At 74.6% G+C, this 25629-nt stretch carries 10 protein-coding genes; 5 read left to right on the top strand and 5 right to left on the bottom strand.

Going from position 1 to position 25629, the window contains the following annotated elements; translation table 11 throughout:
* Nucleotides 1-60 precede the first annotated feature (60 nt).
* Nucleotides 61-2454 (bottom strand): acyl-CoA dehydrogenase, encoded by a 2394-nt coding sequence (locus FOF48_RS15635; RefSeq protein ID WP_143902408.1) that lies wholly within the window; start codon nucleotides 2452-2454, stop codon nucleotides 61-63.
* Nucleotides 2455-2605: 151 nt separating this feature from the next.
* On the opposite strand from FOF48_RS15635, the gene FOF48_RS15630 reads away from it, so the two are divergent.
* Nucleotides 2606-3877 (top strand): phosphatidylserine/phosphatidylglycerophosphate/cardiolipin synthase family protein, encoded by a 1272-nt coding sequence (locus FOF48_RS15630; protein ID WP_143902406.1) that lies wholly within the window; start codon nucleotides 2606-2608, stop codon nucleotides 3875-3877.
* 3 nt (nucleotides 3878-3880) lie between these two features.
* Here FOF48_RS15630 and nth read toward each other — a convergent pair whose 3' ends face one another.
* Together nth and FOF48_RS15620 are read right to left on the bottom strand one after the other, a co-directional pair.
* Nucleotides 3881-4639 (bottom strand): endonuclease III, encoded by a 759-nt coding sequence (nth, locus tag FOF48_RS15625; protein ID WP_255442234.1) that lies wholly within the window; start codon nucleotides 4637-4639, stop codon nucleotides 3881-3883.
* Nucleotides 4640-4717: 78 nt separating this feature from the next.
* Nucleotides 4718-5218 (bottom strand): GNAT family N-acetyltransferase, encoded by a 501-nt coding sequence (locus FOF48_RS15620; RefSeq protein ID WP_143902404.1) that lies wholly within the window; start codon nucleotides 5216-5218, stop codon nucleotides 4718-4720.
* 334 nt (nucleotides 5219-5552) lie between these two features.
* Between FOF48_RS15620 and FOF48_RS15615 the strand changes: the two genes are divergently transcribed.
* From FOF48_RS15615 to FOF48_RS15605, 3 genes are all read left to right on the top strand, one after another.
* On the top strand, nucleotides 5553-11129 hold the full coding sequence (locus FOF48_RS15615) for a hypothetical protein (protein ID WP_143902402.1): 5577 nt from the start codon (nucleotides 5553-5555) through the stop codon (nucleotides 11127-11129).
* A gap of 33 nt (nucleotides 11130-11162) precedes the next feature.
* Nucleotides 11163-12089, top strand: coding sequence for a CHAP domain-containing protein (locus FOF48_RS15610; RefSeq protein WP_255442233.1), 927 nt, complete (start codon nucleotides 11163-11165; stop codon nucleotides 12087-12089).
* Nucleotides 12090-12160: 71 nt separating this feature from the next.
* On the top strand, nucleotides 12161-12568 hold the full coding sequence (locus FOF48_RS15605) for a hypothetical protein (RefSeq protein WP_143902400.1): 408 nt from the start codon (nucleotides 12161-12163) through the stop codon (nucleotides 12566-12568).
* Nucleotides 12569-12573: 5 nt separating this feature from the next.
* Here the strand turns inward: FOF48_RS15605 and bla are convergent, their stop codons facing one another.
* Together bla and FOF48_RS15595 are read right to left on the bottom strand one after the other, a co-directional pair.
* A complete protein-coding gene (bla, locus tag FOF48_RS15600) occupies nucleotides 12574-13317 on the bottom strand; it encodes a subclass B1 metallo-beta-lactamase (protein WP_143902398.1) in 744 nt (247 codons plus the stop codon).
* Nucleotides 13318-13454: 137 nt separating this feature from the next.
* On the bottom strand, nucleotides 13455-15920 hold the full coding sequence (locus FOF48_RS15595) for a protein kinase (RefSeq protein ID WP_143902396.1): 2466 nt from the start codon (nucleotides 15918-15920) through the stop codon (nucleotides 13455-13457).
* Nucleotides 15921-16077: 157 nt separating this feature from the next.
* Here FOF48_RS15595 and FOF48_RS15590 point away from each other — a divergent pair, with 157 nt between their 5' ends.
* Nucleotides 16078-25617 carry a flagellar hook-length control protein FliK gene (locus FOF48_RS15590; protein ID WP_143902394.1) on the top strand — a complete coding sequence of 3180 codons (9540 nt, stop codon included), beginning with the start codon at nucleotides 16078-16080 and terminating at the stop codon, nucleotides 25615-25617.
* Nucleotides 25618-25629: the final 12 nt, after the last annotated feature.

Below are 25629 nucleotides of genomic sequence, written 5' to 3'. Positions count from 1 at the left end.
CCGTCGCGCCACCGGCCACCCCCGACAGAAGCCCCAGCACCTCTCACCCCGCGCGAGTCCTCAGGTGGTGCGCGAGCCGTCCGCCGCCGCGTCGTCGAAGCGGTCACCGCCGGGCGCCAGCCGCCCCAGGCCGATGGGCGCGGCCAGACACGCGTCGGGAATCCCGAACGCGTCCACCAGCCCCACCGCGTCCGGCCGCAGCTCCGCGCACAGCTTCACGCGCTCCTTGCGGATGGCCTGGGCCTTGGGGGCCTCCAGGTAGCCGTGCTCCAGGAACCAGCCGCTGGCGGACTCCAGGCAGGACAGGCCGAAGAGGTCCGCGAGGAGCCCCAGCACCGGCTTGAGGGCTTCGTCCTTCACCGCCGCCACGCCGCGCAGGAACTGCTCCAGCACGATGCGCTCCACGCTCGCGTGCGCCAGCGCCAGCAGGTGCGCCTGCACCTGGTTGAAGGCCTCGAACGCCTCCACGCCCGCGGACAGCCGCTTGCGGATGCGCTTGGACACGGAGGCGAGCAGCGCCTCCTCGCGGAAGCGCAGCGCGCGCAGCTGGAAGTCGCTGTCGCGCAGGTGGTCGCTGTCCGTCCTCCGGCCCGCGATGGGGTTGCGGTCCATCACCACCGTGGCGGCCTGGTCCATGAGGAGCTTGAGCACCGCGAAGACGCGGTCGTCCTCGAAGCGCTGGCGGTAGCCCGTGAGCAGGCCCTTGGCCACCAGCTGCATGAGCACGGTGTTGTCGCCCTCGAAGGTGGTGAACACGTCCGTGTCCGCCTTCAGCGAGGACAGCCGGTTGGCGGTGAGGTAGCCCTGGCCGCCGCACGCCTCGCGGGACTCCTGCACCGTGGCGGTGGTGTTCCACGACGCGTAGGCCTTCAGGCCCGCGGCGAGCGCCTCCACCTCGCGCGCGTCGTCCTCGGTGCGGTGGACGTAGCGGTCCACCAGGTACTCCAGCGCGAAGTCCAGCGCGTACGCCTTGGCGACGAGGGGCAGGAGCCGCAGCTGGTGCGACTGATGGTCCAGCAGCCGCACCTCGCGGGCGCCGGCGGGGCCGAACTGGCGGCGCAGGTCGCCGTAGCGCACGGCGATGGTCAGCGCGCTCTTGGCCGCGCTCAGGGACGCGCACGCCACGCTCACGCGGCCGGCGACGAGCGCGCCCAGCATGGTGAAGAAGCGCTTGGAGTCGCCGGTGATGGAGCTGGTGTACTCGCCCGCTTCGGTCACCTGCCCGTAGCGGTCGAGCAGGTTCTCGCGCGGCACGCGCACCTGGTGGAACCACAGCCGTCCGTTGTCCACGCCGTTGAGGCCCATCTTCTCGCCGCAGTCCTCGATGCGGATGCCCGGCAGCACCTTGCCGTGCGCGTCGCGCAGGGGGACGAGCAGCGCGTGCACGCCCAACCGCTCGCCGTCCACCTCCAGCTGCGCGAACACCGTGGCCATGCGCGCGTGCCGGGCCGCGTTGCCAATCCACTCCTTGCGCGCGGTCTCCGACGGCGTGTCGATGACGAACTCGCCCGCGTCCGCGTCGTAGCGGGCCACCGTCTCGCAGTCGCGCACGTTGGAGCCGTGGCCCAGCTCGCTCATCGCGAAGCAGCCGGGCAGCTCCAGCGTGGCGACCTTCGGCAGGTACTGCTGGTGGTGCCGCTTCGTGCCCAGGAACAGGATGCTGGAGCCGAACAGACCGAAGTGGACGCCCGCCTTGATGACGAGGCTCAGGTCGAAGAAGGCGAGCGTCTCGAACGCGGCGATGAACGCGCCCAGGTCCGCGCCGCCCTCGCGCCCCTTGGGGAAGGCGAGCTGCCCCAGGCCGTCATCCGCCAGGTGCCGGAGCCAGTCGAAGACCTGCTCGCGGTACTCGGTGGAGGTGAGGCCTTCCTTGTAGCGGAAGTCCGCGTCCCGCAGCCACCCGCGCACCTGCTGGCGCACGCCCGCGTAGGTGCGGTCCAGCACGGCCGTCATCGCCGCCGGGTCGAAGGAGGCCGCGTGGGAGCGGGGCTCCGCGTGCGGGACGCGCGAGGCCCGAGGCACCAGCGAGCGCACCGCCTCCTTGCCATCCACGCCCAGGGTGGCCTCCAGGGTGGCCAGGGCCTTCGCCAGCTCCGCGGGGGGGACGTTCAGGGGCGCCTCCCCCGCGAGCGCCTGGGCCAGCTGCACGCCCAGCTCCGCCAGGTTCTGCTGCTGGCTGCTGGCCAGCGTCTCGGCGGTGGCGCGGATGTGTTCGCGCAGGATGGCCAGCTCGCGGGGCGGGGGCGGCCGGAGCGGATCCACCCAGAGCGCCAGCACGGTGCTGGACTTGAGGTCCAGCCAGGGCTGGGCGCGGGCGGCGGCGCCCAGGGCCTTGAGCTCCTCGCCGGTCAGCTCGCCGTCCGTCCAGGCGATGTAGAGCATGGGGACCAGCGGGGCGAGGCCGGACAGGGACAGCAGCTCCCGGGCGGAGGGACGTGAAGGGGTGTCGAGCATGCGATCTCTCCAGGCGAGGGAACTCGGGAGAGGGCAGTGTCGCCACGGTGCGAGGCTCCGGCAACGACGGAATGGGGACCTGTTCACCGGGCGGACCGGAGGGCGGGCCGCGCCTGCCAGGGACGCCGGGCGTCCCTACGTTGTGGAGGCCATGAGCGAACTCCAGGACACGGAAGTGCTTCCCCAGCCCGGGGCCCACGGGTTCGACGGTGACGGCGAGACGCGCAAGCACGAGATGCAGGGGCCGTTCGCGCTGCCGCCGGGGCCCGAGGGGTTCTCGTTCGCGCTCTACCAGTCGTCGGGCGTGGGGCTGACGCCGGGGCACCGGATGCAGCTGCTGGAGAACAGCCAGGTCTTTGGCCGGATGTTGGAGGACATCCGCGCGGCGAAGCACAGCGTGCACCTGCTCATCTACATCTGGCGGCCGTGCGCGCTGTCGGACCGGTTCGTGGAGGCGCTGCGAGAGCGCTCCCAGGCGGGCGTGCAGTGCCGCGTGGTCGTGGACGCGGTGGGCAGCGAGGAGACGGCGGGGGACAAGGACTTCGACCTCCAGGTCGAGAAGCGGCTGACCGACGCGGGCGTGGAGGTGCACTACTACCGGCTGCTCGCGGGCAAGGTGCTGGGGCGGCTGCTGGGGCGGTCGCACCAGAAGCTCGTCGTGGTGGACGGGCGCATCGCGTACACGGGCGGCTTCGGCATCTGGAAGGTGTGGGAGGGCGACGGGCTGACGCCGGACCACTGGCGCGACACGCACGTCCGTGTGGAGGGGCCGGAGGTGCGGCGCATGCAGGTGACGTTCGCCAAGCACTGGCAGGAGTCGGGCGGGAGCCTGCTGCCGCGCGAGTGCTTCCCTTCGCTGGAGGCGGACGGAGGCGGGTGCGCGGCGTTCATCGAGAGCTCCGGGCGGTTGGGCATCACCGAGGCGGAGCGGATGGTGCGGCTGGTGGTGGCGGCGGCGACGAAGCGGCTGTGGATCGCCAACGCGTACTTCACGCCACCCAATGACATCCTGGAGCAGCTGGAGGTGAAGGTCCGGCAGGGCGTGGAAGTGCGGGTGCTGGGGCCGGGGCCGCATCACGACGTGCCGGTGGTGCGGGCGTCGCAGCGGTCCACGTATGAGCGGCTGCTGGCGGCGGGGGTGCGCATCTGGGAGTACCAGCCGGCGATGCTGCACTCGAAGACGATGTTGGTGGATGACTGGCTGTGTGTCGTGGGCTCCACGAACCTGGACTCGCTGTCGCTCAACAAGTTGAGCGAGGGGTCGCTGGTGTTCGAGGACCGGGAGGTCGCGGCGAAGCTGGAGGCGTGCTGGGAGAAGGACGTGCGGCACTCGAAGGAGATCACGCTCCAGAACGGTGGCCGGACGAACCCGTGGCGGAGGTTCGCGCGGCGGGCCACGCAACTGGCGGGGCACGACCGGTAGTGCTCAGCGGTGGGAGGTGACGCCCTCCTGTCGGCAGTAGGGGAGCACGGGGCAAGTGGAGCACCTGGGCCGGGTGCCGGTGCACACGTGCTTGCCGAAGGGGACGAGGAGCCGGTTCAGCTCCACCCAGTAGGGGCGGGGGAGGACGGCTTCGAGCGCGGCGAGCGTGCGCTCCGGAGTGGAGGCCTTCACGTAGCCCCAGCGGTTGGTGACGCGGTGGACGTGGATGTCCACGCTGATGACTTCGTGGCCACACGCGATGCCGAGCGCCAGGTGCGCGCACTTGGGGCCCACGCCCTTGAAGGACTGGAGCACGTCCGCGTCGGCGGGGAGCTGGCTGTGGAAGTCATCGCGCGTGCGCACGGCGATGGCGTGGACCTGGGCGGCCTTGCCTTCGTGGAAGGTGACGGGGCGGATGAGCGCGTCGATCTCTTCTGGCGAGAGGCGCGCGAGGGCTTCCGGCGTGCGCGCGCGGCCGAGGAGCCGGAGTGACGCGGGGAGGCTGACCTCATCGAGCGTGCGGATGGAGAGGATGCACGCGATGAGCTGTTCGAAGAGGGAGCCGTGGCCTCTGGCGGCCAGCTCGAACATGGCCGCGTCCGCGAAGGAGCGCACCTCGTGGCGCACGCGGCGCAGGACCTCCTCGATGTCGAACGGGAGCTTCTCCGCGTCCGAAGCGGCGGCGTGCGCGGTGCGTGCGCTCTGGGTGCGCGGTGCGCGCCGGGGCGCGATCGTGGGTCGGGGCTGCTTGCTGTCCGCCATGCGGGCCTCCTGACCTGGGAAGTTGGGTCGGGAGGTGGCGACGGGCTTGGCGCTCTTGCAGGGCCGGTGGGCGGGCGGTCAGGCGGGCGGGGAGAGGTTCATCGCGTACCAGCGGTCACAGCCGAAGTGGCCGGTGCGGCCCATGGGGGCGCTCAGCGGTTCGAAGCCAAGCCTCCGGTAGAGCTTCTGGGCCTGCTCCATGCCCCCCAGGGTTTCGAGGTAGCACCGTTGAAAGCCCGCGCTTCGCGCGAACTCCAGACAGTGTCTCAACAGGCGCTCGCCCATGCCATGGCCTCGGGCCGCCGGCAGGAAGTACATCTTGCGCAGTTCGCAGACGTCCGGAGTGCCCCCGTCCAGCGGCGCGATGCCCGCGCCGCCCACCACCTGCCCCTCATGAACAACGACGAAATACCCGTGCCGGGGGCGGCTGTAGGCCGCGCTCATCGTGTCCACTTCCGGGTCGTGGAGGGCGAAGCCCGGACCGTCCGCTCCGAACTCCGGCATCACCGCGCGGATGACCGCGGCCATCGCCGCGTCGTCCCGGGCCTCGATGGGCCTCAACACCAGTTCCGTGCTCATGACCCGCACGGTCCCATGACTTGTCCCCACCGGCCAGCGCCGGGTGTGCACCTGTGCAGCCGTCTGCACAGCCGCCACGCGCCCGATGCACCTCGGTGGATTCGCTTGTCGTGCCCTTCCAGGGCATTGTGCGTGGCACGGTCGTTGTAGAGGGGGAAGCACCATGTACTGTCCTGCCTGCCGACAAGAGCGCCTGGGAAGCGCGCGCCAGTGCGTTGTCTGTGGCAACCGTCTTTCCGCCCGAGCCCGGTCCGACATCGAGGCCGAGCTCGCGCATGTCCACTTCCTCCTGGACGAGGTGCGACGCTGGGACGGTCACGACGTACCGCTCCTCGTGAGCCGGCGGATCGCTGAACGCTACGAGCGGCAGGCCCGCATCCTCCTCTCCGTCCTCACGGACACCCCCATCGAGGCGCTGAGTCCCGCGCCCGTCGCGCCTCGTGATGAGGCCGGGGTCCCGCCGATGGGGGAGGGGGCCGTTGCCCTCGGCCCCGTGTCCGTGGCCGCCACGCCTGAAGTCTTCGCGGCTTCCGCGAGCACCGACGCCGCCGACACCGCTCGCGCCTTCGTCGTCAACGCTCACGAGGTCGCTGTTCAGGCCTCCAGCGCTCCCGCGGTCCTCGACACCGCGGTCGACGGCGAGTCCCCTCCTGACACCGCCGCCGCTTCCGTCTCCGACGCGAACCCGGACACCGCCGCCGCTTCCGTCTCCGACGCGAACCCGGACACCGCCGCGCAAGCCCTCACCGATTCCGCGGTCGCCGATGCGGTCGCCGGAGCTTCCGAGACGCCGGGCGCCAGTGGTCCCTCCGTGGTCCACTTCTCCGTGCTCGATGCCGCGGCGGCCCTGGGGGTCGCCACCTCTGCTACTGGCATTCCCCACGGCGCGTCCGCCGAGTCCCGCGCGCAAGCCGCGAACGCGAACCGCGCGGCGGCGGCCCACCGGCTGCCCCCCAACCCGGGCGAGCCGTTCATGGATCCGCCCGCGCCTCGTGGCCGCACCGCGCGCCTCGTCGAGGAGACCTCCGCGTGGAGCCGCGTGTGGCGGCCTTTCCTCTACGAGAGCATCGCGTGGTTCATCGGCGCGTTCCTCATCCTCTCCGGCACGCTCTACTTCGTCTTCGAGTCCTGGGCCGGGATGACGTCCGTCACCCGGTCGCTCACCGTCTTCCTGATGACCGTGGGCTACTCCGTGGGCTTCTCCGTGTGGGGCGGCTTCCTCGCCCGCCGTGAGTCGCTGCGCAAGCCGGGCCACATCCTGGGCCTCATCGGATCCGCCGTGGCCCCGCTGGGCGGCGTCGCGCTGGGGCCCATGGGCTTCGGTGAGACCCTCCAGCTCGACGGAGTGCACCCCGCGCTGCTCGTGCCGCTGCTCTTCGTCTGGGCGGGCGCCGCCGCGTGGCTCGCGCGCAAGCCCTCCGAAGCCTTCGACGCGCCCTCCCGCTCGTTCGTCCAGCTGGGCCTCGTGGGCGCCACGCTCATCATGGGGCTCGCGCCCCTGGCCGCGCGCGTGGGCGCTCCGGCCGTCTGGCTCAACGCGCTGCCTTGCCTCCTGTTCTTCCTGCTGTCGAGCAAGGCCTCCGCCACCCCGCGCAAGGGCGATGCGCTCGCCTTCACGCTCGCCGCGCCCCTGTACCTGACCGCGCTGTTCGCCATCCGGTTGCACCTGGCCCTGGCCAGCGCGGGCACCCCCGTTCCTCCGGGCACCTACGCGCCCTTCGTCGCGTTCCTGCTCGCCACGTGCCTGCGCTTCCGCACGCTCGAAGCCTCGCGTCCCGCGGATCCGCTCGCGGTTGGCACCGTGGCGCTCCAGGTGGCCTGCCTCGCGAGCGCCATCACCGGCACGAATCCCGCCCTCTTCCTCACCGCCGCCATCTTCACCGGCACCCTGGTGTCGCTGTCGCGCGGCCCCGTGTCCCGCCTGCCGTGGCTCTATCCGGCGTATCTGGGCGCCTACCTCTCCTATGCGTCCAGCGTGCAGTTGGTCCCGCACGCCGCCACCGTCCTCCTCAACGCCATCAAGGCGCGCATGGGCTACCCGCCCGCGGAGGTGCTGCCCTTCCAGTACGGCGCGCTGACGGCCATCCCCTTCGTGCTGGCGGGCCTGGTGCTCGCGTTCCGCGTCCAGAAGCGCGGCGAGCGCACCGGCGACGCGCGCGACCTGGGCTTCGCGGACGTGCTGCTGCGCGCCACCACCTACGCCGCGCCCCTGTTCGCGCTCTACGGCCACCTGGGCACCGACGCGCGGCCGGCCTTCTTCGCCACGCTCGCCCTGGCCGTGCTGTCGCTGGGGGCGGGCCTGTTGTTCAAGCGCTTCCCGCTGTCCGCGGTGGGTTCGGTGCTCTTCGCCGCGCTGCCGCTCTCGGCGGTCATCGCCTTTGGCGCGGGCTCCGCGGCGGTCGTGGCCGGTGTGCTGGCCCTGGGGCTCGGGGCGCTCACGTGGGGCCTCACGGATGAGCGCACGCGGCGCTTCGTGGCCGTCGTGGCCGGGGTCATCGCGACGTGCGCGTTCTCCATGGCGCTCAGCCCCGCCCAGCCCGTCACCGCGCTCGTCGTGGGCCTGACGCTGGCCAGCGCGGGCGCGCTGGCCGCCGCGTTCCGGCTGCGGGACGACCGCTACGTGGCGTACGGCGCCTTCCTCGCGGGCGCCATCCTGCCGAAGCTGGCCGCGGTCCACTCCACGCAGGCGATGATCGCGGCGATGGTGGGCGGCGCGCTGGTGCTGGCGCTCCTGGGCGAGCGCGGCGGCCTGCTCAGGCGGGTGGGCGTGCCCGCCCTCCTGTACGCGGGGCTCGCCGTGACCTGGGGGCTCCTGGGCATGCAGGCGTTCCTGGGCCCCGTGCTGCTCACCGCCGCCGCGACGGTGGCGGTGGCCTCCCGCTCTCGGCCGGGCGTGCGGCCGTACGCGGTCGTCCTCGTGGGCCTCGCGCTCCTGCCGGACATCCCGGGCCTCTTCTCGGCGTGGACCCTGTCGCCAGGGGTGTCGCTGGGCCTGCTCATCGCGGGGTCGCTCGTGGGCTCGGTGGTCGCGGCGCGCAAGGGGCGCAGCGCGAGCACCACCACCGCGGGCAGCCTCGGGCTCATCCTGCCGCTCATCCCGGTGGCCATGGCGGACCGGGGCCAGGAGTCCGTGTTCCTACTGGGCGCGGCGCTCGCGGCGCTCTTCACCCTCCGCATGCTGCCGCCGATGCTGGGCTTGACGCTCGCCACCCTGGAGGCGACCTTCGCGCTGAATCCGATGGGCCCGCTGCCGCTGCTGGGGCTCACGACGGTCCTCAGCCTCGTGGCCCTCCTGGACGACGTGCCCGCGGTGCGGCGCTTCGCCACGGGCGGGGTGTCCTTCGCCCGGATCATCACGGTGGGCGCGATGTGGGTGCTGGCGGCCTCCGCGATGGCCTGGAACGGCCACGCGCTGTCGCAAGCACAGGGTGCCACGTGGCTCGCGCTGGTGGGGCCGGCGCTGTTGCCGCTCCTGTGGACGCGGGCGCTGCGCTACCCCTTCGTCGCGGCGCTGATGGTGCCGTACGGCCTGCTGACCCTGCAGGCCTGGAGTCCTCCCGTCGCGTGGACCGTGATGCTGCCGCTCTTCCCGCTGCTCGTGGTTCGCGTCGTGGAGCATGTGCCGTCCGTGGCCTCGTGGCTCCTGCGCTCGCGTGAGGAGGGGCCGCGCCATGCGCTCTCGCAGGGCATGCAGCTCGCGCTCGCGGTCCTGGGCATGCTGGCCCTGCTGGTCCCGGAGGTGGAGCCGAGTCAGCGCGTGGCCCTCTTCTGCGCCATCGCGCTGGTCCCGATGACGGGCCCCCAGCCGGCGGTCCGCATCGTCGCCGCGTCCGCGCTCCTGATGTTCATCCCGCAGGCGCGTCCCTGGGCGACCGGCGTCCTGCTGGTGCTGGCGCTGGCGGAGCATCATGTTCCCCAGGCCGTGGCGGCCTTCTTCCGAGCCCCCCGCGACGCGGCGCTGAAGGTCGCGGCCACGGGTTCGGCCCTGGCCGTGGCCGCGATGGCGGTCCTCCACACCCCGACGCCTGGCGCGCTGGCGGCGCTTGGCGCGGTGGTGCTGGCCTCCGCCTTCCTGCTGTCCCAGCGCTGGCTGCTCACGCTGGCGGTGGGCGCGTTCGCGCTCGCGCCGCTGGGGCGGACAGCGGACTTCGCCCTGGGGCAGTGGCGCCCCGAGGCGGGCCTGTGGGTCGCGGGCGTGGGGCTGGTGGCCGCGCTGCTGTCCGCCCTGTGCCAGTCCGGCGGTGTGCAGCGCGTGCTGACGAACCTCACCGCGCGCCTGACGCCCGGCATCGAGGGCACGTGGAGCGAGCCCCTGTGGGTCGGCGGCGCCGTCACCGTGGGGCTGCTGGTGGGCCTGCGGCTGGGCGAAGCGGGACCGGGCGCGCTGCCCCTTCCGGTGGCGCTGGTCGCGGGCGCCGCGTCCCTGGTGCTGATGGTGACGCGCGACCGCCTGATGATGAACGGGGCCACGGTGCTCCTGGGCGCGGTGCTGGTCGCCGCGGTGCCGCCGCTCTGGGCGCCCGCGGTGATGGCGGGCACGGGCCTGGTGCTGGCGCTGGTGGGCCACGCGCTGGACGCGCGAGGGGTGACGGTGGGCGCGGCCCTGCACCACGGCGGCGCGGTGCTGGCGCTGCTGTCGCTGGCGGGCCTCCGGGAGCTGAAGCACCCGGGCCTGCCGCTGTGCGTGCTCTTCGCGTGGGCCACCGCGTGGGACGTGGTGCTGCGCCGCCGCGAGCGCGAGTGGCTGGGGTGGATGGCGTCCTTCTTCGCCGTGCACGCGCTCATCCTGCACTTCGGCGCGGTGCACTCCACCGGCCGGGGCGGCGAGTTCATCCTCCCGTACTTCGGCGCGGCGACCGCGCTGCTGGCCACGCTGGTGCTGACGGTGGCGGGGGAGCAGGTGCGCGGGCGCATGGGGCGTGTCTTCGCCGGCATCGCGCTGGTGGAGACGCTGCTCGCGGTGCTGGCGGTGCACGTCCCGGGCGGCGCCGCGCGCGAGGCCTGGGTGGCGTGCGGCGGGCTCGTCTTCCTGCTCTTCGCGCTGGTGCGGCGCGCGGCGCGGGAAGAGGACGAAGCCTCCGCGTGGATGGCGCAGGCCGTGGTGGCGACGGGCTATCTCTGCGTGCGGCTGCTCGGGCTGGGCGCGAGCCCCAGCGCGGCGGACAGCCTGGCGTCCCTCATGGGCGGCGCGGTGTTCACCGGCCTGCACCTGTTCGTGCGGCGCGAGGGCGCGGGCCGAGCGGCCTTCCGCCGTCCGGTGGTGGCCGGCGCCTGGCTCTTCCCGCTGGCGGGCCTGCTGTCGCTGCCGTGGGGTCAGCCCTTCGTGGCCACGGCGCTGCTCGTGGGCTACGCGGCGCACTTCGCCGCGCTCGCGGCATGCTCGAAGGATCGCGGCGCCGCGTCGCTGATGTCCGTCGCGGCCTTCAACACGGCGCTGTACTTCGTGTGGCTGGGCACCGGCACCGGCGAGCCGCAGTTCTACGCCATCCCCGCGGGCCTCTCCCTGCTGCTGCTCCTGCGCGTCTTCCGCAAGGGCCTGTCGCAGGACGCCTACGCGCAGCTGCGCGCCCTGGCGGTGACGGCCATCTACGTGGCGGGCGCGTGGAAGCCGCTGCTCTTCAACGATGGCGAGGCGATGCTCCTGTGCGTCTTCCTCTGCCTCGTGGGCGTGGGCGCGGGCATCGCGCTGCGGATCCGCTCGTACGTGTACCTGGGCTCCGCGTTCCTGGTGACGGCGGTGGCCGCCAACCTGGTGCGCTTCGGCATGCGCGACCATCGCGTGGGCGCCGCGTTCCTGTCGCTGCTGGGCCTGCTGGTGGTGGGTTTCATGGTGGTGCTCAGCGCCCACCGCGCCACCCTGCTCCAGAAGTACGCCCGGGTGCGCGACCTGCTCGCGACCTGGGAGGGATGATCCCTGTTTGACGTAAAAGCATTCCGGGGTTGAATGCGGCCGCGTTCACCCCTGGAGGACTTGTTGCTGCTGCGTCGTTCATCGCTCGTCATCCTGATGTCGCTGGGCTGCCTGGTGGGTTGCGCGCATGTGCCGGACGCCGCGCCCCGGATGGCGGTGGAACTTCCGGCCTCCGTGGCGCCCCCTGCCTCCTCCCTTGAAGCACCAAGGGTCGCGGCGATGGGCGCGGAGGGCGCACTGGGAGTGAAGGCGGAAGCCCCGCCTCCGCTGGCGTTCGTGACGCCCGAGGGCAGCGAGGGGCTGGCGGCGCTGCTGGACGCGGAGCTCCCGGCGGCGCCGGAGGAGGCGGGCGTCATCGCGGCGGCGCTGGAGGCCGCGGCGCTCTTCACCGGGCCGGCGCAGGGGCCGGGAGGATTCTGGGATGAGCTGTTGCCGCCGCCGTCGAAGCTGGCGCGCGGCATCGTGGCCCGCGCGGCGCAGTTGGTGGGCGCGCGGCGTCTGGACCGCTCGGTGCCCAATGACTGTTCGGGGCTGGTGCGGCTGGCGTACCTGCAGGCGGGCATCGACCTGGTGGCGCACGGCTTCCTCGCGGGGGAGAACGCGGTGACGGGCATCTTCCGGCGCGCGCAGGCGGCGGGCGCGGTGCACCGGCTGAACCCGCGTCCCGGCGACCTGGCGTTCTTCAAGGAGACGTACGACCGCAACCGCGACGGCAAGCGCAACGACGGGATGACGCACATCGCGGTGGTGGAGAGCGTGGCGCCCGACGGCACCGTGACGTTCATCCACCGGGGCGGCAAGGGCGTGGCGCGCAGCCGCATGAACCTGGCGTTCCCGACGGTGCACCGCAAGAACTCGGGGGCGCTGCTCAACGACTTCATCCGGCCCGCGAGCAAGGGCCTGCGCGCGTACCTCGCCGGCGAGCTGTTCGTCGCGTTCGCTTCGCCTGGAGCTTTGTAGTCTCACGGCAGTCGCAGGGACATACCGTGCGCCCGTTTGAATCCGGGCGCGGGTATGGCGTCATCCCGCGCATGCGATTGTCCCTGCTCTTGGGAAGCCTGCTGTTGTCTTCCGGATGCATCGTGGCGGAGACGCGTCCTTCGCGTCCGCCTCCCCGGCCACCGCCGCCGCGTCCCGTCGCGATGAGCTACGACGAAGCGGTGCGGCGCGGGTTCGACCAGTGCCGTTCGCGTGGGTACCGGTGTGAGTTGCAGGAGGCGCACCTCACCGGCAACAACGTGTGGAAGGTGAAGTTGCGAGCCTTCGCCCAGGGAGCGAAGGGGCACCTGCACCTGGACTTCGACGCGTACTCGCGCAACCTGCTCAAGGTGGACGAGAAGGTGAAGGGCCGGGGCGGTCGCGACTGGGACGACGACGACGATGACTGGGGCGGCCCGGGGCGTGGCAAGAAGAAGGGCCACGCGCACCGGGACGACTGAGGCGGTCAGCGCGAGGCGGCGCGCAGCAGGGCCTCGGTGTGGTCGAGCAGCTCCGGCCCGCCGGGGCTTTCGTGTCCGGGCACGACGATGCGCACGTCAGGGAAGTGCGCGCGCTCGCGCTGGAGGCTCGCGGGCCAGGCGGCGAGGTCCGCGTCCTCCAGGTTGCCCATGCCCTTCCCGGTGGCGTCCCGGATGAAGCAGCCGCCGAAGAGGGTGCGCGTGGCCGGGTGGAGGACGACGAGGTTGTCGGCCGTGTGGCCCGCGCCGGGGAAGAACACCGACAGCGGCCCGAAGTCCTGCGCATCCGACAGGCGCTGTTGGGGGACGGGGTTGCCCTGCGAGGCGGCGCGGCGGGCGGTGTCCTCGCGCGAGTGGACCGGGATGCCCTGGGCGTCCAGCGTGGGGATGCCGCCGGTCCGGTCGACGTGGAAGTGCGTCACCAGCGCGGCGCGCACCGGGTGGTGGAGCGTGTCGCGGGCCCAGGCGAGCAGGAGCTTGGACTGACGGGGAGTCCAGCCCGTGTCGACGAGGATGGAGGCGTCGCCGTCCTCCACGAGGAGCCCGTTCGCGGCGGTGCCGCCCCACTTCTTGTCGGCCTTCGTGACGTGCAGCCACACGCCGGGCGCGATGCGTCGCACGCGAACGTCCTTCGCGAGCACGAACTCTTCAGGGGAGGCGGTGGGGGCGGAGTGGGAGGTGGCGCTGGCCGTGAGGAGGAGCAGGAGGGCGCAGGTTCGAAGTGAGGTCATGGGGCTCGGGGAAAGGGGGGCACTGAGAGCCCCGGCGCGTCTGCAAGGCGTGTGCGCGGGGATCCGCCGCGTCCTGTGAAGGAGGCCCGCGCGAAGGCGTGGCCCGGGTGACACACGGGTGCGTCCCTCGGGCCACGTCAGGGCGCGGACTTCTTCTTCAGCTCTTCGATGGCGCGGGTGAGCGCCTGGGCGTTGCAGGCCTTGGCGCCGGGCTGCTTCTCGCGCGGGGCCTCCGCCGCGCGCGTGAGGGCGGGCAGGGCGGCGGGGTCGCCCAGGGCCATCAGCCGCTGGGCCGCCTTGGTGCGGATGCCGCAGTCACCGGAGGCCAGCGCCGCCGCGTAGAGGCCCACGAGGTCCAGGCCCGCGTTGTCCTTGGGCGAGTCCAGGTAGCGCAGCGCGCCCCACTGCTTCGACGAGGGCTCTCCCCGCGTCAGGGACTCAAGGTGCGAGCGCACCGTGGCGGAGGGCAGGGCCTCCAGGGCCCTGCGCGCGGAGAGGTCCTTCTCGTTCTCCCCGAAGTCCTCCGCCAGCCCGTCGAGCAGCTCCATCTCCGGAGCCTCCCGGCCCGCCTTGTCCAGGCTCAGGAGCAGGCCGTGCTCCTCGTTGTGCGCACCCACCGCGTGCTTCGCCGTCGCGCGCAGCCGCGTCGTCACGGCGCTCTTGGGCACGTCCGGTTCGCTCAACCGCTGGAGCGCTTCGGCGGCCTTGCCTTGCTTCAGCAGGGCCCGCGCCCGCACCAGCGGATCATTCGCGTGCACCGTCCAGGCGATCCCCGCTACCAACAGCGCCGTCGCCGCCGCGATGCCACCCAGCAGCCGCGGGCGCCGTCGCAGCGTCCCCAGCCCCTCGCGTGCCTTCGCGACCAGGCCGGCCAGCGGTGAGGCGCCCTTCGCCCCGGGCTCCGACTGCCCCAGCCGCGCCCCGAACGGCGAACCCTCCGCCGCGCGCGTCACCCGGTAGAGCTGCACCTGCTCCTCGCGGCCGGGCAGGGGAATGGCGCCGCACGGTTCGGCCGGGGCCTCGGCGCGGTTGCGCACCATGTTCACGGCTTCGGTGAACGTCACCTCGCCCGCGGCGGCCACGTGCTCCACCGCCTTCACGACCTCCATCGGCTCGCCAAACACCGCGTCGTTCGTCACCACCACCTCGCCCGCGTGCAGACACACGCGGACGTGGAGCTGGTGCTCGGGCGGCACCGTCTGGTTGTAGCGCCACAGCGCCTGCTGCATCGCCATGCCGCAGCGGATGGAGGCGGAGGGGGCCCGGAAGACGGCCAACAACGCGTCGCCGCGCTTCTGCACCAGGCGCCCGTCGTGCTCGCGCACCAGCGGCATCAGCAGCCGGTCGTGCGTGTCCAGCATCCGCGCGTTCTCCTCGTGCGTCTGCCGGCTCATGCGCTCGGTGAAGCCCTGGATGTCCGTGAGCATCACCGTCACGTTCTGCGCCTTCGCCACCGCCGCGCCACCCGTCACCGTCCCCAGCGGGCCCGTCACCCGGGCCGCCGTGCCGAACGCCGCCGTGCCCGTGCGGGGCTGCGCCGGAGGGGCCATCGCCGCGGGCGCTCCTCCCTGCGCCGGGGTCACGCCGAACGCGGACGTCCCCGAGCCGGAGACCGCTGGCGCCGGGGCCACGCCGAACGCGGACGTCCCCGAGCCGGAGACCGCTGGCGCCGTGTTCACCCCGAAGGCCGCCGTCCCACTGGAGGGCGTCGCCGCGTGGACGATGGGCGTGCCCTGGCTCGGCGTGAACGCCATCAGCGCCGCGTGCGCCAGCCCCAGCGCGTCCGCCAGCTCGTTCGCCGACTGGGGCCGCTTCGCCGGGTCCTTGTCCAGCAGCCGCATCACCAGCGACAACAGCCCCACGTAGCGAGACAGCTGCGGGGCCGCGCGCTCCAGCGGCAGCGGCGCGGACGAGGCGTGCTGGGACAGGAAGTGGCGCGGCGACGGCCCGTCGAACGGCAGCCTCCCGGAGAGGACGCGGTAGGCCAGCACTCCGAAGGAGTACAGGTCGCTGCGCGTGTCCACCTTCGCGCCCAGGGCCTGCTCCGGGGACAGGTACTCCGGCGTGCCCAGCACCACGCCCACCTGGCTGAGGGCGCTGTTCGCGTCCGGCTCCACCAGCCGCGCGATGCCGAAGTCCAACAGGCGCGCCTGCTCGCCCCGGACGGATGGTGAAATGAGGACGTTCTCCGGCTTCAGGTCGCGGTGGATGATCCCCTTGTCGTGGATGGCCGCCAGCCCTTCCGCCAGCTGCTGGAGCAGCGCCAGCGCCCGGGGCGCGACCAGCGGGCCGTGCTGGAGCGCGTCGTGGAGGCTCTGCCCCTCCACGAACTCCATCACCAGACACGCGGCGTCACCGGACTGGCCGAAGTCCACGATGCGCACCACCGCCGGGTGCTCCACGGCCGACAGCAGGCGGGCTTCGCGCTTGAAGCGCTCGGCCATGCCGGCCTGCGTGTGCAGGTCGTGGTGCAGGACCTTGATGGCGACCTTGCGGCCCAGGGAGACCTGCTCACCCAGGTACACCTCGCCCATGCCCCCAGAGCCCAAGGGCCCGAGGACCCGGAAACGACCGTCGAGGACCAGTGCGTCGGGGGCCAGCACGACGCGGCATCTTGCACGGCTTCCGCTCGGGGCGCATGACGTTCCTCCAAGACAGAATGCCCTGGGTACATCCCGCCCCGCCGCTTGCCTGCCAAGCGGGGGATTGCCCAAAAATTCCAGGGCTTAGGGGTCATGGTAGCCTCCCCACCCTTCGACGATGGCCACCGATAGCGAGTCCCCCAAGCCCGTCGCGCCCGCCGCGGGCGCAGCCCCCGAGCTTCGCCTGTTGGATCGGCGCGCGTTCGTGGGCTTTCCGGCCTTGGAGGTCCAGCCCGGGCTGCGCATCTCCGACTTCGCGCTCCAGATTCCGGACGTCAGCTTCCCGTTCAACGTCAGCGCGGGGGCCACGCGCTACCAGCGCAAGAAGCTGCTCTTCGGCTTCCTGGAGCTGGCGGTCGACGCGGACCTCGTCACGCGCAAGGTGGCGGAGCTGGCCGGGCGGCTCGCGGGCGTGGAGGAGCTGCGGCTGCACTTCCGCCCCGGCTACCTGGAGGGCCAGGGCCGGCTGCCCGCGCCGGAGCGCACGCCGTTCACGTTCAAGATCGCCTTCGACGCGGACGGGGACCGGCTGGCCGTCTACGTCTACGACGTGCGCCTGTATGGCTTCTCCGCCACGCCGTCGGTGCAGCTGCCGGGGCTCCTGTCGGAGGCGGTGGGCGCGCTGGGCCTGTTGCCGGACGTGGAGGTGCGCGGCGCCACCGGCTTCTCCACGCGCGTGCTGCCCGCGCTGTGCGAGCGCGCCGCGCTGAGCCGTGGCTACAAGGTGCCCACGCTGGACACCGCGCGCCTGTCCGCGGCGGAGGTGTCCAGCACGGGCCTGCGCCTGCGCTTCGCCGCCGGGGGGCTGCCGCCGCCCGCCGCGCCGGACGAGGAGCTGATGCTGGCGCTGGAGGGTGCCCGGGCCTTCGCGGACGCGGAAGGGCTGGTCGCGCAGGGACGGCTGGCCGAGGCGCGGCAGGCCTACCTCCAGGCCGGGGACGCGCAGGACGCGCACCCCTTCGCCGCGGAGCGGCTGCTGGCGCTGCTGGTGGCGGATCCGCAGGCGCATGATCTGGCCCTGGACGTGGCGGCCACGCTGTCGCGCCGTCGCGACCGCAGCCCCGCGGCGCTGTGGGGCGAGGCCGTGGTGCGCGAGCGGCGAGGCGAGGGGGCCCGCGCGGCGGAGCGCTACCTGGCGCTGTGCGCGCTGGCCCGCCGCACGTCGGAGGAGGCCGCCGCGTTCTTCGCCGCCGAGGCCGCCGCGCGCTCCTCGCGCGACACCGCGCCGCAGGTGGCGGTGAAGGCGCTGCACGAGCTGCTGGGCCTCAAGCCGGACCACCTGCCGTCGCTGAAGGCCCTGGCGCGCGCGTCGGATCAGGCGCGGGATCGGGCGGGCGCGGTGCGGGCGTACCGTCGGCTCGCGGCCCTGGCGCGCGACCCGCTGGAGGCCGCGGACGCGCACGTGCACCTGGCGCGGTTGTGCGCGCAGACGGAGGACGACATCGCGGGGGCCCGGCTGCACTGCGAGGCCGCGCTGCGCCTGTCGCCGGACCAGCCGGACGCGCTGCTGCTGCTGGGCGAGCTGTGCCACCGCGGCGGCGAGCATCTGCGCGCGCTGAAGGCGCTGGACCGGCTGCGCGAAGTGTCCATGGCGCGCCACGAGCTGGACCGCGTGGGACAGGCGGACCTGCTCGCGGGCCGGGTGTGGGAAGAGGGCCTGAAGCAGCCGGAGAATGCGCTGCTGCGCTACCGCGAGGCGGTGTCGCTGCTGCCCGGCGAGCCCGAGCCGCTGTTCGCCTCCGCGCGCGTGGCGGAGGGGCTGGGCCGGTTGCAGGAGGCCCTGAGCGGCTACCAGCAGGCGCTGGAGCTGGCGGGGCCGGCGCCCCGCTCGGAGGGCGTCCGCCACGCCGCGCACGAGAGCCACCACGCGCTGGCGCGGCTGTCGCGCACGAAGCTGGGCGACCCGGCGCGCGCTCGCGAGCACCTGGAGGCCGCGCTCGCGTTGGATCCCCGCGACGCGGTGGCGCTGGACGAGCTGCTTCCGTACTTCCGCGTCACCGGCCGCTCGCAGGAGCTGGCCGAGGCGCTGGAGAAGGCCGCGGCCCTCAAGGAGGAGCCGAAGGCCCGCGCGGCGCTGTGGGCGGAGGCGGGCGAGCTGTACCGCGGCAAGCTCCAGCAGGCGGACAAGGCCGACAAGCTGCTCACGCTGGCGCTGGAGGCGGATGGCGACCACCGCCCCGCGCTGGAGTCGCTGCTCGCGCTGGCCGAGGCCCGCCGCGACGGCGCGCAGCTCACGCGGTGCCTCGCGTCGCTGGCGCGGCTGACGTCGGAGCCCAAGGAGCGCGCGCAGAAGTACCGCCGCCTCGCGGTGGCCGCGCGCGACCTCGCCTTCGACCTGGACCTGGCCGTGCACGCGCTGCAGGAGGTGCTGCGCGCGGAGCCGGACGACCTGCCCGCGCTGGGTGAGCTGTGCGCCTTGCAGCGCAAGCGCTCGGATATGGCGGGGCTCGCGACCGCGCTGGAGGACCGCGCGCGCGTGGCCGAGGCGCAGGGCGACAAGCGGCTGGCGGCGGCGGCGCTGCGAGAGCTGGCGGGCGTGCTGGAGGCCCGGCTGGGGCGGGTGGGCGACGCGCTGGTGGCGCTGGAGAAGGCGGCGCGGCTCGCTCCCGACGCGGCGGTGCTGTTGGACCTCGCGGACCTGAGCCTGCGCTGCGAGCGGCCCGAACACGCGCGGCGCGCGCTGGAGTCGCTGCTGGCGATGCTGCCGCGCACCGCGGCGCCGGAGAAGCTGGCGGACGTGCGCGCGCGGCTGGGACGGGCATGTGAGCTCTTGGGGGACCGCGAGGGCGCCATCGCCGCCTATGCGCAGGCCTTCCCGCTGCGCCGGCTGGATGACGCGCTGGCCACGCGGCTGGAGGCCCTCTACACGGAGGCCGGCGAGACGCAGGCGCTGGCGGAGCTGTGGGCCACGCGCGCGCAGGCCCTGGCGGGCGCGGACCGGGCGGAGGAAGCCGCGCCGCTGTTCCTCCAGAGCGCGCGCGCGCTGCTGGAGCGCGGGGAGCGGTCCGCCGCCCTGATGCGGCTGGCCTCCGCGCTGGAGGCGAGCCCCGAGGGCCCGCTCGCCGCGGAGGTGCTGGAGGCGCTGGCCGAGCTGGAGCTGGAGCGCGGCGAGAAGCTGGAGGCGGCGCGGCTGTACGCGCGGCGGGCCACGCTGGTGCCGGAGGCGCGCGCCGGCGCGAAGCTGCTCTTCCGCGCGTCGCTGCTGGCCGCGGGCACGAGCCGCGAGGAGGCCTTCCTCGCGGACGCGCTGGAGCGCGACGCGACGTTCGCGCCCGCGCGCATCCGCCGGGGTGAGCTGCGGCTGACCCTGGATGCCCGCGCCGCCCTGGAGGACTTCGAGGCGGTGCTGGCGCTGCCGCCCGCGGACGTGGACGCGCCTCGCGAGGCGGAGCGCGTGGCCCTCACGCGCAAGGCCGCCACCGCCGCCGTGCGCGCGAACCGCACGGACGCGGCCCGGCGCCTGCTCGCGGAGTTCTGCGCGCGCACGCCGGAGGACCTGGACGCGCGGCTGGAGCTGGCCGCGCTGCACCGCAAGGCCGGCGCACGCGAGGCCCTGGCGGACCTGCTGGTGGAGCTGTGGCCGCGCCTGTCGGGCGACGCCCGCCGTCAGGCCCGCCGCGAGCTGGCGGAGCTGTGCCTCTCCCTGGGCCGCGCGAGCGCGGCGGCGGATTCGCTGCGCAGCCTGTTGGCGGAGGAGTCGCAGGACGCCTGGGCGGCGCAGGCGCTGCTGGAGCTGCTGCCCCCGCCCGGCACGGGCACCACCGAGGAGGAGGCCGAGCGGCTGGAGCTGCTGGGCACGCTGGTGTCCGCCGCGTCGGGTGAGGCTCGCGCCGAGCTGCTCGCGCGCCGGGCCGCGCTGCACCGGAGCGCCGGCCGCATGGGCCCCGCGCGGGACGACTGCGCCCAGGCCGCGAAGCTGTCGCGCCGGCCCGCGCCGCTGCTGCTGATGCTGGCGGAGCTGGCGCGCGAGGCGTCGGATGCCCCCGCGGAGCTGGATGCGTGGCGACGCGCGGTGGCCGCGGATGCCACCCTGGGCGCCCGCGCCCGCGAGCGGCTGTTGGCCCTGGCCACCGTGCTCCTGGAGAAGGACGAGCGCGAGTCCGCCGGGGATGCGCTGCGCGCTGGTATCGCGCTGGAGCCGCCCGCCGACGCGCGGTGCGACGCCTTCTTCGCGCTCGCCGAGCTGGCCCGCCGCGACGGCAAGCCCGCGGACGAAGCCGCCGCGCTCGCGGAGGCCGCGCGCCAGGGCCCCATCCCCCGCCGCGTGGAGGCGCTCCTCCTGCGCGCCGCGCTGCTGGAAGGCGGGGGCGAGCGCGAGGCCGCCGCGAACGACCTGGAGGCCGCGCTCCTGCTGGCGCCGCGCCACGAGGAGGCCACGCTCGCGTTGCAGCGCGTGCTGCGCGACCTGGAGGACTGGGCCCGGCTCGCGGAGCTGCTCGCCGCCGAAGCACCCCATGCCGCGCCCGCCGTCGCGGCGTCGCTGTACTCGGAGCTCGCGGGGCTCTACCTGGACCGGCTGGGCCAGAGCGCGCCCGCGGAGGCCGCGCTGCGACAGGCGCTGCGGCTGACCCCGGCTGACGCGGCGGTGCGCCGCCGGCTGGTGTCGCTGGTGGCCGGCCGCGGGGAGCTGCTGGAGGCCGCGGGGCTGCTGGAGGCCGCGGCGGAAGACGCGGACGCCTCCGAGGCCGCGGCGCTGCTGCGCGAAGGCGTCGCGTACGCCCGGCAGGCCCAGGAGCTGGATCGCGCGCTGGCCCTGGCCCGTCGCGCCCATGCGCGGGTGCCCGCGAAGGGCGAGGACCTGGCCACGCTGGCGGACCTGCTCTACCTGCGCGGCGCGGTGCGCGAAGCCCTGCCGCTGCAGGAGGCCCTGGTCCAGGCGGCGGACTTCCGCGCGGCCCCGGAGGAGGCGGAGGCCACGTCGCTGCGCCTGGGCGACCTGGCGGAGCAGGCCGGCGAGGTGAAGCGCGCGGTGGCCGCGTACCGGCACCTGCTCGCGGAGCGTCCGCTGTGCGAGCGCGCGGTGGACCGGCTCGCCGCGCTGCTGGAGCGCGAGGATCCGCGCGGCGCCTTCGAGGTGCGCGTCACCCACGCGCGCGCGCTGGCGCCGTCCGAGGCCACCGTGACGCGGCTGGTGTCGCTGGCGGAGCGGGCGCGCGAGGCGCTGGCGGACGCGGCCATCGCGGCGTCGCTGCTGTCGCACGCGGCGAGGATGGCGAAGGAGCCCCTGCCGCTGCGCCGCCGGCTCGTCGCGCTGTACCGTGAAACAGGCCGCACGTCGGAGCTGCTGGCGGAGCTCCAGCCGGTGGCCGCGCTCAGCCTCCAGGCGGGGGACGTGGACGCGGCGCTCGCGGCCTACGACGAGGAGGCCCGGCTCGCGGAGGTGCTGGGCCGCGCGGACGACGCGCTGCGCTCGCTGGCGAACGCCCGCGACCTCCTGGCCGAAGAGGACCGGCTCGCGGAGGCCGCCGCGTGCGAGCGCCGCCGCGCGGAGCTGCTGCGCGACGTGAAGCTGGACCTGAACGCGGCGGAGGCCTCGCTGGAGCGCGCCTTCGAGTTCGCCGCGGAGCTGGACACCGCCCGCATGGGCGCGGCCCTGGCCGAGCGCCGCGACGACGCCGCCGCCGAGGCGCGCTGGTGGGAGCGCGGGCTGCCCCGGATGACGGGCACGCGGGAGGGCGCGGCGGTGCTGCTGCGGCTCGCGCGCCTGAACCTGGGCGAGCTGGCGGACGCGCCGAAGGCCGAGGGCTTCCTGCGTCAGGCGCTGCGCCAGGACCGCGGGCTCGCGGACGCCGAGCGCCTGCTGGCGGAGCTGCTGGAGCGCGACGGGCGGCTGGCGGAGCTGGCCGCCTGGTACGAGGAGTGCGCGGAAGCGGAGACGGACGTCGACCGTCACGCGGCGCTGCTCTACCGGGCCGCGGTCCTCTACCGCGACCGCGCGAACAAGCCGGAGGCCGCCGCCGCCGCGCTCATCGCCGCGCGCGCCGCGAAGCCGGACGACCTGGACCTGACCGCGCAGGCGGCGGAGCTGCTCCATCAGGTGCGCCGCCCCGCGGACGCCGCGGAGTTCGACGCCATCCTCCTGGAGGCGGATCCCTTCCGGGAGCCCGTCTTCACGCGCCACCGCGCCTTCCTGGAGGAGACCGGCGAGCGGCAGTCCCTGGCCGAGCTGATGCTCCGCCGCGCCGAGCGCCAGACGCCCGCCGAGGCCGCCGTCAGCTACCTCGCCGCCGCGAGCGCCTTCCGCGATGGCGGTGCCCGCGAGCGCGCCATCCTGTGCGAGGACCGCGCGTTCGAGCTGGACCCCGCGAACGCGGAGGCCTTCCTCCACGTGCGCGAGCGCGCGGCCGGAGACGTGCGCCGGCTGGCGGACCTGCTGGGCCAGCGCGCGGAGGCCGTGGCCCCCGCGGAGGCGCTGCCCTTGCTGCGGGAGCGGGCCCAGCGCCTGCTGGACGCGGGCGAGGCCCTGAAGGCCGCGGAGGCCTTCGACGACTACCTGGGCCGCGCGAACGGGGACGTGGAGGCGCTCTGCGCCCGCGCCGAGCTCGCCGCCCAGGGCGGAGGCCCCGCGGCCGCGCAGCCCTACGACCGCCGGGTGCTGGCGCTGGGCGGAGACACGCTGCCGGTCCCGGTGCGCGTGCGCACGTGGCTGCGCCTGGGCCACGCGTCGCTCGCGTCGGGGGCGTTCCACGACGCGGCGGACGCCTTCGAGGCGGTGGTGTCGCTGGAGCCGGAGGGCGAGCGCGGCGGTGAGGCGCTGTCGCTGCTCGCGGAGGTCCATGCGCGCACGGGCAATGGCCCGGGCCTGTACCGGGCCTCGCTGCAGCTCGCACGGCGCGCGCGGGACACGGCGACGGAGGAGGTGCTGCTGCGCCGCGCGGCCGACCTCTTCGAGGACCCGCGAGAATCCATCGACGCGCTGGTGCCCCTGGCGCGGCTGCGTCCCGCGGACGCGGGCGTCATCGACCGGGCGGTGGAGGGCCTGCGCGCCCTGGGCCGCCATGGGGACCTGCTGGACATCTACGAAGCGGGCGCGGAGGCCGCGGGCGGTGCGCGCGCCGCCGAGCTGCTGCTCGCCGCCGCGTCCCTGGCCCACGAGTCGCTGTCGGACGCGGACACGGCGTGGTCCCTCACGCGGCGCGCGGCGGAGGCGGATCCAGGCAACCCTGCGGCCCTGCGCGCGCTGGTGGACGGCCTGCGCGCGCGCAAGGAGCTGGAAGGGCTGCTCGCCGCGCTGGAGCGGCTGATCCCCCTCACGGAGGACGCGGACGACGCGGCCGTGCTGCGGCTGGAGTTCGCGGGGCTGGCGAAGGACGCGGGCCGCGAGGAGGCCGCCCGCGACGCGCTGGAGGCCGTGGTGGCGCGAGGCGCTTCCGGCGCGGGTTACGCCGACGCGCTGGAGACGCTGGAGCCGCTGCTGGGGGATGCGCACGCGCGCCGCGCGGAGGTGCGCGTGGCCCGCGCAGAGCTCGCGTCCGGCGAACAGCGGGTGTCGCTGCTGGTGGCCGCCGCGCGCGCCTTCGAGAAGGCCGGCCTGCTGGAGGATGCGCTCAAGGCCGCGAAGGCCGCCGTCTCCACCGAGCCGGACCTGCGCGCCGCGCTGCTGGTCGCGCACCTGCACCGCGCCTCGGGAGACGCGCCTCGCGCGGCCCGCGCGCTGCTGCAGGCGGCGCGGCTCGCCGCCCCGGAGGAGCGTCCGCCGCTGCTGCTGGAGGCCGCGGGCCTCTGGGAGAAGGCGGGCGAGATGGGCGAGGCGCTGGAGGTCATCGAGCGCATCGCCACCGACGCGCCGGACATGCTCTCCCCGGCGGAGCTGGCCGAGCGCTTCGGCCGCCTGGGCGCCTTCGCGCGCGCCCTGGACGTGGGCTTCGCGCCCGCCATGGCCGCGGGGGAGTACACCGACGCGCTGGCTATGGCCGCGCAGGCGGGGGACGCCCCCCGTGAGCGCGTGGCCCTCTGGGCCCTGGTCGCGATGCCGGACGCGGATCCGGCGCACGCGGCCGCGCTGGCGGACGGCCTGCGCGAGGACGCGGAATGGGAAGGCCTGCTGGAGCTGGCGGCCCTGTCCCAGGATCGCGACGCGGCCTTCGCCATGTCCCTGCGCGACGAGGTGCTGCGCGCCCGCCCGGCCACCGCCATCGCGCGCCTGCGCGCCCTGGAGGAGCTGAGCCCGGAGCCCGGCCTCGCCGCGCGCCTGATGCTGCTGTTGCCGGAGCTGGGGCTGGAGCCCGAGTCGGTGGCCGAGGCGGTGCTCGTCCGGGTGCGCGCGCTGCCAGAGCCCGCGCGCCTGGAGTCGCTGGCCTTCGCGGCGGACGGCTGGCCCGCGCGCCGCGCGGAGCTGCTGCGCGAGCGGTATGCCCTGGAGCGCAAGCTGGAGCACCTGGAGGCCGCGGAGCGCACGCTGGCGCTCATCGCGCAGGACACGGCGGACGCGAAGGCGCGCGCGCTGCTGCACCTGGAGCGCGGGGAGCTCCTCCAGGGCCCCCTGGCGCAGCCCGCCGAGGCGCGCGAGGCCTTCGAGGAGGCCCTCTCCGACGACGCGGACAGCCTCGCCGCCGTGCGCGCCCTGCTCGCGCTGGTGGACGAGGCGCGCGAGTCCACGGTGTTCCTCGCGCTGGCGGACACCCTCGCGAAGCTCGCGGGCCCCGACGCGTGGACGCCGTACCGCGAGCGGCTGTCGGACGCCTACGAAGCCCAGCGGCGCTGGGCCGACGCCGCCGCGCAGCTGGAGCAGCTCCCGGACACGGACGAGCGGCTCGCCCGCCGCGTGCGCTTCGCCGAGGCGCGGGGCCTGGTGGGCGAAGCGCTGCGGCTGCGCGAGCGCCTCACGAACGAACCCGCGGAGCTGGAAGTCATCCTGCGCGGCTACCTGGACGCGCAGCTGGTGGGCCCCGCGGTGCGCCTGGCCGAACGGCTCGCGGACGGTGCCCAGCTCACGCCCGCGCTGACGCGGTGGGTGACCGAGCGCTTCTCCGCGACCCCGGACGGCGCCGTGCTCGCGGTCCGCTTCTGGCCCGCGCTCCTGCGCGAGAAGTGGCCGGACGTGGACGGCTGGACGCTGTACGCGGAGGCGCTGCGCGCCCTGGGCCGCGCGGAGGCCGAGCGCACGGACGGCATCGGCGCCGCGCTGGTGGGGAGCGACGCCCCCGCGCCGCGCGCGCCGGTGTCCCGGCTGGAGCGTCCCACGCAGGACTTCCAGCACCCGGAGCCGGAGGGCCTGGTGCCGGTGACGGACCAGAGCCTGGCGCGGGTGTACGTCGCGCTGAAGCCGGTGCTCACGTCGCTGGGCGCGGAGCACGTGCGCCTGGCCGTGGATCCGCGGGGCGGCGTGGAGGCGTACCTCACGTCGCGGGACGCGCTGGTGCTGGGCGCGGGCGCGCTGGGCTGCTTCGGCGCGGTGGAGCTGGGCTGGCTGTGCGCGCTGGCGCTGGCGCTGGGCGACCAGGGCGTGGAGCTCACCCGCCCCGGCGCGGCGCTGGCATGGGAGTCCGCGGCGGTGGCGGCCTGGCGCGCGATGCCGGCGTCGCTGGCGGCGGGGCGCGTGCTGGCGCAGCTGGACGCGGACTCGCGCGGCGGGGACCCGGGGGCGGTGGATGTGGGCGCGGTGCTGGCCCGCAGCGAGGCCTTCCGCCAATTGGCCCTGGCGTCGCTGGACGTCTAACCTGGAGCGCGT

This window comes from Corallococcus sp. Z5C101001 (genome assembly GCF_007352635.1).
GTDB classification, from domain to species: domain Bacteria; phylum Myxococcota; class Myxococcia; order Myxococcales; family Myxococcaceae; genus Corallococcus; species Corallococcus silvisoli.
The sequence above is the reverse complement of the archived record's forward strand: the minus strand, read 5'-3'. Positions and strand labels throughout refer to the sequence as shown.

Coding starts and splice junctions, on each gene's coding strand:
- FOF48_RS15635 (WP_143902408.1), bottom strand. CDS start 2,454: ATGCTCGACACCCCTTCACGTCCCTCCGCCCGGGAGCTGCTGTCCCTG.
- FOF48_RS15630 (WP_143902406.1), top strand. CDS start 2,606: ATGAGCGAACTCCAGGACACGGAAGTGCTTCCCCAGCCCGGGGCCCAC.
- nth (WP_255442234.1), bottom strand. CDS start 4,639: ATGGCGGACAGCAAGCAGCCCCGACCCACGATCGCGCCCCGGCGCGCA.
- FOF48_RS15620 (WP_143902404.1), bottom strand. CDS start 5,218: ATGAGCACGGAACTGGTGTTGAGGCCCATCGAGGCCCGGGACGACGCG.
- FOF48_RS15610 (WP_255442233.1), top strand. CDS start 11,163: ATGCGGCCGCGTTCACCCCTGGAGGACTTGTTGCTGCTGCGTCGTTCA.
- FOF48_RS15605 (WP_143902400.1), top strand. CDS start 12,161: ATGCGATTGTCCCTGCTCTTGGGAAGCCTGCTGTTGTCTTCCGGATGC.
- bla (WP_143902398.1), bottom strand. CDS start 13,317: ATGACCTCACTTCGAACCTGCGCCCTCCTGCTCCTCCTCACGGCCAGC.
- FOF48_RS15590 (WP_143902394.1), top strand. CDS start 16,078: ATGGCCACCGATAGCGAGTCCCCCAAGCCCGTCGCGCCCGCCGCGGGC.